Annotated in this window: 8 protein-coding genes; 1 reads left to right on the top strand and 7 read right to left on the bottom strand. The window is 43.6% G+C overall.

The window, feature by feature from the left end; translation table 11 throughout:
- From CDO33_RS02415 to CDO33_RS02400, 4 genes are read right to left on the bottom strand one after another with little or no spacing between them, the layout of a single operon-like run.
- Positions 1–2,223, bottom strand: a complete 2,223-nt coding sequence (locus CDO33_RS02415; protein ID WP_103082570.1) for a DUF5696 domain-containing protein — start codon at positions 2,221–2,223, stop codon at positions 1–3.
- Between the two features lie 19 nt (positions 2,224–2,242).
- On the bottom strand, positions 2,243–4,288 hold the full coding sequence (locus CDO33_RS02410; protein ID WP_103082571.1) for a YIP1 family protein: 2,046 nt from the start codon (positions 4,286–4,288) through the stop codon (positions 2,243–2,245).
- Positions 4,289–4,293: 5 nt separating this feature from the next.
- On the bottom strand, positions 4,294–5,238 hold the full coding sequence (locus CDO33_RS02405) for a carbohydrate ABC transporter permease (RefSeq protein WP_242973506.1): 945 nt from the start codon (positions 5,236–5,238) through the stop codon (positions 4,294–4,296).
- Position 5,239: 1 nt separating this feature from the next.
- Positions 5,240–8,173 carry an extracellular solute-binding protein gene (locus CDO33_RS02400; protein ID WP_103082572.1) on the bottom strand — a complete coding sequence of 978 codons (2,934 nt, stop codon included), beginning with the start codon at positions 8,171–8,173 and terminating at the stop codon, positions 5,240–5,242.
- Positions 8,174–8,594: 421 nt separating this feature from the next.
- Between CDO33_RS02400 and CDO33_RS02395 the strand changes: the two genes are divergently transcribed.
- Positions 8,595–9,542, top strand: a complete 948-nt coding sequence (locus CDO33_RS02395) for an ArsR/SmtB family transcription factor (RefSeq protein ID WP_242973944.1) — start codon at positions 8,595–8,597, stop codon at positions 9,540–9,542.
- 203 nt (positions 9,543–9,745) lie between these two features.
- Here CDO33_RS02395 and CDO33_RS02390 read toward each other — a convergent pair whose 3' ends face one another.
- The 3 genes from CDO33_RS02390 to CDO33_RS02380 form a co-directional block, all read right to left on the bottom strand.
- Positions 9,746–9,928, bottom strand: coding sequence for a DUF6472 family protein (locus CDO33_RS02390; protein ID WP_103082574.1), 183 nt, complete (start codon positions 9,926–9,928; stop codon positions 9,746–9,748).
- 272 nt (positions 9,929–10,200) lie between these two features.
- A complete protein-coding gene (gene radC, locus CDO33_RS02385; protein ID WP_103082575.1) occupies positions 10,201–10,884 on the bottom strand; it encodes a RadC family protein in 684 nt (227 codons plus the stop codon).
- 220 nt (positions 10,885–11,104) lie between these two features.
- The gene (locus CDO33_RS02380) at positions 11,105–13,144 is read right to left on the bottom strand and encodes a glycoside hydrolase family protein (RefSeq protein ID WP_202849528.1); all 2,040 of its coding nucleotides are present in this window, start codon (positions 13,142–13,144) and stop codon (positions 11,105–11,107) included.
- Positions 13,145–13,241: the final 97 nt, after the last annotated feature.

Raw genomic sequence — 13,241 nt, 5'->3', positions numbered from 1 at the left:
CTAATTCACCTCATATACCTTATATGACTGCGGAGCAATCATATCTTGTTTGTATTCAAATTCCCGGTTGGAATAATTTATTAAAATCTCCACTCCGTTCTCATACTGAACCTTTACGACGTCGTCCGCAATTATATCATGCCTTGTTATTGCAGTTCCGTCGGTTTTATCGCTTATCTCCTTAAGCAGGTTGTAATACTCCACCACCATGGACTTAAAGTCATCATAATTTGACGTAAATATGTCCGATGAATTGGTATCCTTCAATTCCGACGACTCTTCCCATGTCAGAATGAAGGAGGGATATGCTCCATACTCCACCATTTTCAGCAGGAAGCTGTTTTTATTGGGTTCAAAGTTGGCATAATCGGCATAGTAGGGCATATATCCTTTGAGTACCATGGGCAAAAACGGTATTTCTCTGCTCACATAATTGTAGTTGGACGCATAAAGCGGTATATCAAAGTAGTAATCCGCATATTTCCACATGTAGTCAAAGGGTTGGATCATGGCCTTGCTAAACTCTCCGAAGCCCTCCATCATGGTGTCCGCCGCTTTTTTAGTTTCCTGACGGCTGTATATGTTTCCGCCGGAAAAGTATGAAAACAATGTGTTGGCGACAGACCCAAAAGTGATGCCCTTCAAATCCGTACCCTCAAACTTTTCAATATATTTCCGGGCATCGGACAGGGAGCGTTTAGGTGTCAGATAATAGTAGTAAGGGTATAAACGCTTATTGGTCAGCTTCTTGGCCAGATTTTTGCTCAAATTCTTTACAATGTCCGACTGGGTGTCATAATTCCGGGAAGTATTGGCCAGGAGAAAATCCTGGTACAGCATTAAATTTATACCCTGATCCTTAAGCTCTTTGGCCAGGGTGTCCAGTTGCCTCAAGCTGCCAAGCTTTTCTTCCACCTTATATCCGTTGTCACCATAGCTGAGAGAAAGGCCTCCTTTCTGCCATCCCATGTAGGTGGGCAAAATATCCTTTACACCGTACTCCATGAGCTCTTTTAGCATTGTCTCCATCTGTGAAATGGTAGTCATGGGCACTATGGTTTTCATCACAATCCACTCTTTGCTCTCAGCCCCTAAAAAGTCCAGCCTTATATTGTAATCAGTATTCTTTTTTTCAATTATCCCGTTATCCACCAGATAATTCCGGTATGCTTCAGCCATTCCGGAGTAATTTGCTTTTTCACCTGTGAGCACCGTAAATTTTACCCCTACATCGCGGAAGTCTCCTTCTTTTGGCGCCGCACGTATGCCGCTGCTTCTGGAAACCTGTGTAATGTAGTCCTCACGGTACAAATATTTAATTGTAATCCAGTTATAATTTGTTGAGACACCGTTGGGATATGCCAGTAACTGGCAGTTATATTTCCCTTCTTCTGCGATACCCAGCAAAGCGATCTTCCTGTCGGTATGCGCCATTCCAAAAATCGGCATGATGATCTGCTCCGGCGCTTTGACGTTCGGACGGTTGTACTGCTGCGATATCTCCCGATCGACAGCTATATTGTCCCCGTACACTTTCTTGGAATACGGCGCACGGAACCGTCCTTTATTATCCTCCAGGTCGATAAGGGCTCCTGATCCCTCCGGCAGCAGCATATAGCCTTTTTCTTCCCCCAATCGGGTTGCTCCCATGAAAGGATACAAATACACGGAGGCAAGCCGGTACTGCTCTCCCTCATAAATGCTGTCAGCCGGAACGGTAACTTTCATCCCGTCTTCCGTAAGCTCTGCAATGACGTCCAGTGCAATCTTGAGTTTTTCATACACAATAGTGGCTTTGAAACCATCATCCCTGTTTTCTATATAAACCTCAGGCTTGTGGTTGAACATATCAGCCCGCTCCAAAGAAGGTGAATCCCCATTGAAAAATTCTATCGATACACCGGAACCGAGAAACCCTTTCCAGGATGCATTCAACTTATCCTCCTCGGTGCCATGTACGGATTCCAGCCTTTCCCCGGAAGCCTTATCCACGAGGGTTATTCCCAGGGAAACAGGATCCAATATCATCTGCAGCCTGTCATTTTCAGCTGCTATGTAAGGTTTATCCGAAATATTGCGGGAAAGAAGGCTGGTATCCAAAAGGGAAAAATCCTTGGCGGACACGCTCTTTCCGGTGGTAACTGCATTTCTGGTGGTCACATAAACCAAAACAGCCAAAACGGCAACCAGAGCTATAACAACTGCAGATACCACGATACTCATTGCACGAACCCCTATCCTTTTACGAGACACGATAATTCACCTCTTTTGCGATGGACAGAATAAAATCAACTACCTGATTGACCAAAGCCACAATAACTACTGCACTGATGACGAAAATCAACATGGTGAACAACGTTAATGCGATATTCTTGAAAGTCTCCCGGAGGGAATAATTTTGGATCTCCTTGATCATCACAATAATCAGTACAGCTATGGAAGCATAGATCACAATATTAATCAAATTTATGATAAAGGCTTCGTTGTAAGTCAGCACATGGCTCAATACAATCGCCACAGGCTTCAGAAATATATACGGCATTATGGAATAAGCCAGGGAGCAGTATATATCACGAAGCTTCCCCTCACCATCCCTGATGGAGGATATGAGGTTGTTGCAGATGATAAAAAGTCCAATAACTCCAAATACGGAGGCTATATCCGTCGCCAGTTCATAATGCCCTTCCGCCACCTTTTTGAAAAGGAATCCCGAAAAATACTTATCAGCAAGGTATATGACAAAGAAGATGATATACAATATGGTGGACGACAATATTGAGACCTTGCCTTCCCTTTTTATACCGTAATAGGCGTCTGCCGGGTTTTTGGGCACGTAGTACACAAACCTCAGCTCACGTACTACCGACACTTCCCTGAAGGAGGCTATTGCCTTTTGTACCGGTACCAGCAAACCAAACATGCTGTTAAGCAACCTGACAGTCTTGACAACAAGCCATATCAGCACCAGGAAAAGGAAAATTTTCAGCATGTTATTCTTCAGGAATATGTTTCTTACCTCCCAGAAGGAGGAGGAATATCCTGCCTTATCTCCTCCCAGCCTGAAAGCGGCAAGGGACTGTTCATAATTTTCCAGCTTGTAATGAGCCTGCCCTATTCCCCTGTAAGCATAGTCAAAAAGGCTGTTTTGACGGAGCACTTCCTCCCAGGGGTCCTTGCTTTCAATATAATATCCTTCTTGATAGAGGTTCAGAGCTTCATGTACTATGCTGGCATACTCGGTTTTTTCAAATATCTGAATCTTGTTGCTTTCCGTGTCCAGTACATACAAATGTCCGGATTTGTCCACATCAATAGCGGCAGCCGATACGAACAAACCGCTGCGGTTTTTACCGTCATCCCTGCCACCGAACAGGAACAACAGGTCTCCCTCCCTGGAGTACTCGTAAATATATCCCTCGGTGGAAACTACAAAAATGTTCTCAATCTGCCCTATGGCCACATCGGTAATATTTTCGTCCGGCAGGGTATCGTCCAGCATGTTTATGCCGGCCATGTTGAACTTTTTCAACCCTTTTGTGCCAGCTCCCTGGGTGACGGTATACACCAGTCCCCTATCATCTATGGTAAGGTTTTTAGGGGACGGAGGCACATTTAGCTTAAGCTGTTCCCTCTGCTCTTTTGTAAAGGTAAGCCTTCTGATTATTTCATGGATAAAAAGCGGAGTATAATTGGCTCCGAAATATCCAAGAAACTCTCCCTGCTTGCTCAACTGGGCGATACCGTTTGTATTTCCCTCGGATATGACATATAAGCTTCCCGCAGCATCAACCACCAGCTTCTGAGGTACGAAACGATTGTTTTTGCCATAAAGAGAGCCTTCAGGTTTTGTATATTCGCGTATTAATTCTCCATCGGGGGAGAAAACGAAGACCTTTTCCTTTCTGGGATCAGCCGCATAAATGTTTCCTTCACGATCCACAAAAATTCCGCTGGGGGCAGTCAGGATGCCTTCACCGATTACGGAAATCAATTCCCCTTCCAGAGTGCTGACAATAATCCTCCCGTTGCCGGTGTCAGCGATATACAGGATGTCATCATCATCAATGAAAATATCCAATGCCTTGTTGAATTCATAATCTCCGACCTTTGTAATGGTATTCAACGGCAGGTAGCCATCCTGGCTGCTTACGAGCCTCCCTCTGTAGTCCTCCGTCAATGTGGTATAAGGAGCACTGGCAGCATGAGCAGCCATACCGATGCATGACAACACTATTCCAAAGGCGAGCAATGCAGTTATAAATCTGGATTTAGCCCTAATTTTATTCATGGGAATTAACCCTCCCGAAATAGTCTTCTCGCAAACCTGGATGTTCCGTAGATAATACACAGCAGCACCACCGAAACAGCGGAAGCATATCCCATCTCATACCTGATAAAACCATAATCCTCAATATGATTGACTATAAGCTGTCCTGCATATTGGGGGGTGGGATTGGTACCGCTCAAAGCCACACCGATGCTGCCGACCTGAAAGGTATTCACCACCGACATCACCGCACCAAACAGCATCTGGGGCTTCATCATCGGAATGGTAATGTAGAATACCTCCTGGAACCGGTTGCGTATGCCGTCTATACTGGCTGCTTCATAAATACTGACATCATAGTTCAGCACTCCTGCCAGCATTGCCAGGAATCCGACACCCATGCTTCCCCATAGCGCGACGATTATCATAATCGGCATGAGAAAGTCAGGAGACTGTAAGAATTGTATAGGCTCCGATATCCATCCCAGGCTCAGCAAAAGATTATTCAAGTAACCCATCCTGTCGCCGCTGAAAATTATTCTCCAGATAACCGCCATGGTAACGCCGGATGTCATGGACGGAGAGTAGATGATAAGAGCCAGTATTGTCCTTGGTACCTTGCTTATCTGACTCAGCGACCAGGCCAGGAAAAATGAGAGTATGTATCCGCATGGTCCGACAACCAAGGCAAATATCAAGGTATTGGGAAGCACGTATTGCATAAAAATGGCATCCTGCGTAAGCAGGTTGATATAATTCAGAAAGTAAGTCAGCCGGGGAAACTGCACGGCATTGAAATTGGTAAAGGACAAAGCCATTGCCAGTGTGACTGGTATAACTATAAACACCGTAAAAAGCACTCCGTAAGGCAGTAAAAACACTAACGCCGGATTTATACGGAACCCTGGCTTCCGCAGGGCTGTATTTGGTTTTTCGGCTTTTCTGGTAGAAATCGTCAAATCGCTTTTCAATTTACTCCACCCACTCCCTTACAGTATCTATATCCGGTACGACAAACGGTTTTACAACTTCACCGTTGACTATATATCCAAACTCCTCCAGCTTCCTGTTGATCTCCCGGTTTATCCGTTTTATTGCCTCATCCATAGCCGAACGGACATTTTCTCCTTCCATCACCACTGAGGTGATGACATTGCTAAGCTCTCTTTCTATCATGTATCCCCCCAGGATTCTTGGAGGCTCCCGGGTCCATTGAACCTGTTCGAGGATTGCCTCATGTTTGCGAATCCAAGGTGTATTTTTCATCGCTTCCAGATTAGAGGAATTCCACAAGTACTCATTTCCCAGGGTGGACTGGAGCGTATACGCAAATTCAGTCTGAACTTCGGTAGATGTCCACCAGTCGAGGAATTTCCATGCTTCTTCCTTTTTGTCACTGCTTTCAAATATCACGCAGCTCTCCGCCGACCCCAAAGTCCAGCGCTGCACTTCTCCGTTCTCATCCTTCACACCCGGGTAGGGTGCTACATCCCATAGCCCTTTAATTTCCGGAGCAGCATTGGTCAGCAGATTGAACATGCCATAATCGGAAATACCAATCGGAATCCTTCCATCCCTGAAGCTTTGATAAAAGCTCTGCACTTCATAGGGCATATTATATATGGTGTAATTTTCCGTAAGCATTGTCATTCCGTTGAGAACCTCTTTGGAATCCAAGCTGCTTTTCATCGTATCTTCATCAAATAGCCGGCCTCCATTTTGATATATAAAAGGTATTGTAGCCGCAAAAGGCTTTGAACCGATAAAATTGGAGACATGACTGTTAAAGTTCAGCCCTCTTCGCTGCAGCTGAGGCAGCATCTGGCGGACTTCTTCCATGGTATCGGGCACTTCAAGACCCATGGAATCCAGTATATCCTTCCTGTAATAAAGCACCCAGAAGTTGAAGGTTTCAGGAATAGCATACAGCCCATTTTCAGAAACGCCGGGAATCAGCATGCCCGGAGCAAACCTTCTGGCTACTTCCTTAAAATTGTCAAACTGCCTCATATCAGCCAATACGCCGCGGACTGCCAGATCATAAGTTATTCCTGATGCTATTGACATGGCTATATCCGGAGATTTTCCCGAGGCGTTGGAAAGGATCAGTTTGTTTTGATCCGGCATTATGGAAAGATCCACATTTATGCCGTACTTCTCCTTGAAATCGGTGTCGGCCATCCTCTGGATTATCTCAAGATACTGTCTTGGCCTGCTCACCCATACCTGCAGGTTTTCTGAGTTTGCGTCATATGTAGGAGCATATTCCTGCTGTTTGAAGGAATAGAAAAAGCGTTTTACATTTTCCACTATCTTCTCAAAAAAGCCTATAGGCTTTGGAAGCTGATGTTCATCCTGGAAAATGAATATCTTATCTAAACCCAAAGGACTCTGGTTAAGCAGCTCAATCATAGTCGTAAGGCTTTGTCTTGCAGAACTGGGGCCCTGAGAAAAGGCATCCAGCTTCTTGGGCAGGTCATTGGGCTCTTTAGCCAGCTGCTGCAAGGTTCTGGCGGCAACTTTCAATGAAGATAACTCACCGATGTTTTTTACTCCGGGATTGTAAACAGCCAGTGCGTCATATACATCCAGAATTATTTCCGTCCATTGGTTAAGCTTGCTTTCTATATCAAAATCGAAATCTTCCAATACGAAATCCCTGAATTTTTCCGTATTTCCGCCTGTGATTTTTCCGATATCCAGAGCCATGTCATTCATTTCATTCACGACCCGGGTAAGTATCTTTATGGCATCCCGGACATTATCCAAGGACACCTCAATAGCGATGGTATGCTTGCCTTTGTCCAGGTAAACCGCCATCTTTTCGCCTTCCTCCGTAGCTGCCACAAGGCGGGTGTATTTCGTGGAATACGGGAACGCCATACTTTGGAACTCTTTATACGGAATTTCTCCATCTATATAGATATTTCTGAATACCGGAAAGTTGGCCTTCGTGCTCTGACGGTAATTAAAACCTATATAATAATAACCCTCTTCTTCAATCTCAAAATCATACTCTATCCTGTTGCCACCGGCTTTGAAGGAGTAGTCGGCCACGGTGTTCAATATTTTTTTGGTAGAGCTGTAGGGCGTCAGATTCGTGTCAAATATGCTGTCCGGACGAATATTGGGACTGTTTCTTCTGTCCATATGCTCGGCTTCAATCACGATTATGTTATCCCCGTCCGGCTTGCCGGCTGCCGTATAGCCATCAAGCTGCTTTTCGGGCGAAAGGGTGATATCCCCTATGATCAGATCGCCTTCCGTGCATGTTATGGTGAGGGTATTTGTACCTTCTTGCAGATAAACGCTCATTGGTGTGCTGTAAAGACGGTCTTCCCCATATAAGTAGGTGTGCTTCCATTCGTGCCTTTTCACCGGCATAGGTACCACTTCATTGCCATAGCGGTCAAGCTGGAATCCTTCTCTTTCCACAACCCAGGTATCGCTGACCGACAGCCTCTGCATCTCCGGGAAGGGATACTCCCCATTGACTTTCATGGAAATGCCGGAGGGCAGAATATTATCGTCCGCGGTACAATAGTAAAAACCGATCAAATAAGTACCCTCTTGCGAGACATCCAGCTTCAGCTCCACCGTCTCATTATAAGGGATGAGTATGCCGCCGTTTTCCAGTTGGCGTCCACTCACCAGTTTTTCTATGGGATATGTAATAACCTCACCTTTGTACTTTTTGTCTTCATATTTTCTTTTATAAATATAGTAGTCATTCTCCGGGATGCCTGGTAAAGAAAGATAGAGTTTTTCAAGATCAGGTATCTCAGATCGTATTGAATCAAGCTCAGCAGCGTTTGTCAATCCTGCAAGAAGTGGTATACATAACACGAAAACAACAAAACTTGCCAACAGCCTGATAGGAAACCTGAGTGATTTTTTAGCGGTCATTTTGTCTCATCCCCAGTTTATAATAATGTAATATTTTTATTATTAAATGTTTCAGAAACCTGTTTTGTTTAACCGATCAGTATTTCAGACAGAGGAATGATTTATTCCTTTTGTTTACACATTACAAAATCTACTAGAATATTACAAAATTTATGTATATAATTTATAATATAAAGACCAATTAAGTACAGTTTTATTATATGATATGTATCAATAATCTGTCAATACGGATTTATAATTTTTTATAAATATCGTCCGAAACAGTGTATCTTACTCATTCGCAGGAACTTTGCTTTTATCTTGATAATAATTGTAATATTCTAATTTCTTTGTAATATTACATATTTTATCGTTAATATTATTGATTTATTGCATAATTTTCTATTATAATATAATTAAGTACAAAATGGAGGGATTATATTTGCCTAAAGAATTGACTATCGGTATAGAAGACGGAAATAAACTTCTTGCGGTCGCAAAAGCACTTTCGTCAAAAAGCAGGATTGATATAATTGAATTATTGAATTATGGCAGCTTCAATATTAATGAAATCGCAGAGAAGCTCGATCTACCTGTTTCCACCGCTGCCATGAATGTAAGGATACTGGAAGAGGCCGATCTCATAAGGACGGAATTGCAGCCTGGTGTTCGAGGCTCAATGAAGCTGTGCAGCCGCAAAATCGATGTGCTGAATTTGCATCTTGCTCACCCGGATAACGGCACTCTCGACAATCACTTTTACATTAATATGCCTATTGGAAACTACGTGGATTGTGAAATATATCCGACCTGCGGCATTTCCAGCGAAAGGGCATATATAGACACGGACGACAATCCCAGCGGATTCTACAATGCTCGTCGCACCGATGCCCAAATCCTGTGGTTCAGCAAGGGGTATGTAGAATATAGGTTCTCCAACAGCATTCTTCACCATAGCGACCCTCTATCCATTGAGCTGTCCATGGAAATTTGCTCGGAAGCTCCCAACTACCGCAATAATTGGCCATCCGATATTACCGTATGGATCAACGGCATTGCTGTTGGAACATGGACCAGCCCGGGTGATCTGGGGGGCCGCAGAGGAAGGCTCAATCCACCCTGGTGGCCGGATTCAAATACACAATACGGGCTGCTGAAAACCTGGAAGGTTAATTCTCAGGGTTCCTTCATCGATGAAAAACAGTCGTCGGACGTTACGATAGATCAGCTGAATCTCAAAAACGGGAACTACATCAGCGTGCGGATAGGTATAAGCGAAGATGCGGAAAACGTCGGAGGCATTACTATTTTTGGCGAAAAGTTTGGCGACTACCAGCAAAATATTCTTATGCGCCTGGATTACGCAACAAAGTTCAACAATGACCGATAGCCTGAGGGGTTGTGGACCAACCCTTCAGGCTAAAAATAATCACTCACATTATTTTATACTTTTTTTGCTTATATCGCTTAATTTAATTATCCCGGAATACACCTTTTAATCAGAAAACTTTTTTAAATTATAATCGCCTGTCTGATACCTGTGTTCCGTTACATTCTATCAGCAGCGGCAAAGCGCCTGCAGTAACCCAGGGCTCACATCTGCTTCCTGGCAGTCTTATATTCATCATTAAACCGGAAATAAGGACAATTGTCATAAGATCTGCTCAGGAACCTCATCATTTCATCCTCATCCAGGTCAACCTGGCAGTCATAGCAATTATACTCCTCATCGTAAACATAATATACACAACAGTCGCAATGACTTTTGCCTTTCATTTGCTAAACCCTCCTGATGATGTACTGCGCAAAGTTATCCATGGAGCAGAACGTTTAATTGTCCCCATGCTTTTGTTTTAATTGCATACTTCCATGATTAACATGCTTGTTGCCCTTTGCCAAAAAGTGGCGATGTTTTAATTGGCACTCCCTACGAATAAAGCCATGGGATTTCAGTTAAGTTTTATGTAAATAACTTAACTAAATCACCTAGCCTAAACCACGGATGCATTTTATGTATAATACTGTGCATTATTTTATATTACTTTATTCTATTTTCCCAGTAAACCCTTTTCGGCAAAACTCATATACTTGTCCCCGGCAACGATAATATGGTCCACCACGCTTATGGATATAGCCCCCAGAGCTGTTGAAATTCTTTTTGTAACTTCAATGTCAGCCTGAGAAGGCTGCAGACTCCCACCGGGGTGGTTATGCGCCAATATTACGCTGTTGGCTTGGTGCCTCAATGCCGCTTCAACTATCACCCTTGGATACACCGGCGCTTCATTTATCGTACCTTCGTGCACCAATGCAGCACAGTTCACCCGGTTTTGTGCATCAAGACAGATTAAATAAAAGGCTTCATAGGTCCTTCCTGCAAAAAGTGACACCGAATATTGACCGGCTTTGGAAGAACTGTTAAGGACAGGCTTTTCTCCCCACTTGCCTTTAAAATATCTTCGCGCCAATGATGGTATCAGCGATACCAAAATAGCAGTATTTTCACTAACGCCGCACCGCCTGCAGATATCCTTCGGATCAGCTTCAAATAATGTTGCCAGGGAGCCAAACTCCTTTATCATCCTATGCGCCAGTTCATTGGTGTCCTTCATAGGAATACAGTAAAACAGGAGCATCTCCAATACCTGATGGTCCTCAAAAGCATCCAATCCTTCCGACAAATATCTGGCTTTTACCCTTTGCCTGTGTCCGCTGTGCAGCTTTTCTCCCATAAACTCCCCTTGAACAGAAAACATATACTATTTAGTAGAATAATGGATAAAAGTGTAGTGCAAGAAAATTCTACCATTTTGATACATGTTTTGTCAAATTCTTATGCTTCCGGCAGAATTAAGCATATTTTTTCTTTTTACCTATTTTAGCAGCAAAAGCAGCCAAATGGGTCATGGCATGCCGAAGCAAAACTTATTTAAATATATGGATGACAGGATGCTAACCCTGATTTGCGCCAGGCATACCATTGTCTTGCATTATTTCTTGCCCGTAGTGGTCCGATATTCTAAGAAAACTTTCTGCTGCTGCTCCATTTCCCCAATCATAGATAGTAAATTCGCCTATACCTTCCCCATTTGTATCCACAACGCCGCCATGACCATAGTTTTCCATCATAAAGCCATAATCCTTTTCATTGAAAAACTGCCATTTCCTTTCCCATTGGACCTTTGCTTTCTCATTTTCAGGACAGTACATCATTTTGAAGGAAGCATGCAATGCAGATAACCCGCGTTCCACATATTCATCCATTTTAAGCTCCAGTCCGTATTGCATTATAAGCTCTGCAAACAAGCTCTGGCGTGCATCATTCCACTCTCCGTCACAGTTCATCACTCCAAACCCACCAAACACATCCACAGGCATATAGGGCGGCTGCCAGGATGCCTGAGTCATCAGCAACTCATCCAGACATCTCTGTCCATGTTTCAAATATTTCTTGTTGCCAGTTGCCTTATAACTGTAATACAATGCTTCAGCAGTCCAAAACATTGAAAGATTGCACTGTTTATACATATTATTTCTTTCAACCTTTTTACCAACGAGGGTATCACTTCCGTAGCGGGAGCAGGACCAATAGGTTTCAAAATCCTCCCATCTTCCTTCAGGTATGATTTCATCGCATATGACATCCATAGCTTTCAGGGCGGATTTTAAATAAACATCCCTGCCGGTTACCTCGTAAATCTTCAGAAGAAACGTCACCGACATTGAAGTCTCAGGCGACTGATCCAATATACCCATAGGCTGCAGAGTCCTGGTATCCAACCATGCAGGAAAATATCCCTTTTCATCCTGCAGCTTCAATAGGGCTTCAGAATATCTTAATGCATAATCCAGAAGCCGCGGGTCTGTTTCCAGCTCCGTATACCACCTGAGCATCAATAACGCTGTCCAGCTCATGTCAAGTATGTGATAGGGTGACAATTTCGCATCCCAGGCAAAAGGATTTCGGTTGGAATTTCCCCAAAAATAGTGATCCCAGCCTTTGCTCCGATTTACCATCCGCCCGCTCACATCAACCCTTTCCATTTCTGTGGCAATTACAGAAGGGAAAAGCCCTTCTTTCTGAGGAGCGGAAAGGGCCAGTTCTTTTGCTAGAATAGATTTCTCCAGTAATTCTCTGTTTCCTGTACGTCTTGCATATCTATACAATCCTGATGCCGACCTTAGGGAGCTGAACCACGCCTGATTCCATACCGAACGGAACTCCCTTTCATCCACAGGTCCATCATAATTCGGACTCTGAGTCACATTAACTATAAACACCGGTGCTCCAACTTTTTTCCCATCCAGTTCAAATTCCTGCCACACGCTTTCAGCCCAGTTTTTAAATGCCCATTCATATGTGCGCTCCACATATCTTTCCAGGGGAATGCTCTGTCCTTTCTTGTTTGTGTATATTTTCTTTCCCCAGTTGTTCCATAAAAATTCCAACACTATGCGCCATGGATTAAAAACAGCTTCCTCGTCCTCCAGCATGATCAAATAAAAGCCAATGCTGGTCTTTCCCGCAGGATAAACAGCTCCGGGTTCTCGCACATACAGCACATGTTCCTTCACAGAATAATTGCTCATGCCCAGGATGAGCTTATTTTCCCTGGCATTGTTGTCAAGATACCATCTTACAGGTGTCCCCTGAAGCAAAATGTCTATGTCAGGCACCAATATGAGCACTTTGCTTTTGTCCCCGACTATGAGCGCAGGAGAACGGAAACTGTGCTGATCAATAATATGCTCATCTGTGGGAGTTAAATGGGGTGCCCAATGAAAATCAGGCTTAAAGGCAGGGATTACATGCAGTTGCCAATCGTCTTGAATTATTTCCTCATTCAAGTTAAAATCCAAACTGACTTTGATCATATTCTCCGATAGATACTGTAAAGATATATCAGGCTCAACCCTATCGAGAAGATCATAGTTGATTTCCCTTATGTAGCGGGATATCATCTCACCGGGTACTACTAAATCATGCTTCAATTCCACCAGCCCCTTTGTAAATTAATGTGTTTGGAGCGCCGCAGCTTTCAGCGTAACCGCTGGCCTAATGGTTTGTTGTAAACTGAAAACCTCTTTT

Origin of the sequence: Clostridium thermosuccinogenes (genome assembly GCF_002896855.1) — a bacterium.
GTDB lineage: Bacteria > Bacillota > Clostridia > Acetivibrionales > DSM-5807 > Pseudoclostridium > Pseudoclostridium thermosuccinogenes.
The sequence above is the reverse complement of the archived record's forward strand: the minus strand, read 5'-3'. Positions and strand labels throughout refer to the sequence as shown.

Bases quoted from the DNA above. Each gene is read 5' to 3' on its own strand.
- CDO33_RS02415 (WP_103082570.1), bottom strand. From the start codon at position 2,223: ATGAGTATCGTGGTATCTGCAGTTGTTATAGCTCTGGTTGCCGTTTTG.
- CDO33_RS02400 (WP_103082572.1), bottom strand. From the start codon at position 8,173: ATGACCGCTAAAAAATCACTCAGGTTTCCTATCAGGCTGTTGGCAAGT.
- CDO33_RS02390 (WP_103082574.1), bottom strand. From the start codon at position 9,928: ATGAAAGGCAAAAGTCATTGCGACTGTTGTGTATATTATGTTTACGAT.
- radC (WP_103082575.1), bottom strand. From the start codon at position 10,884: ATGGGAGAAAAGCTGCACAGCGGACACAGGCAAAGGGTAAAAGCCAGA.
- CDO33_RS02410 (WP_103082571.1), bottom strand. From the start codon at position 4,288: ATGAATAAAATTAGGGCTAAATCCAGATTTATAACTGCATTGCTCGCC.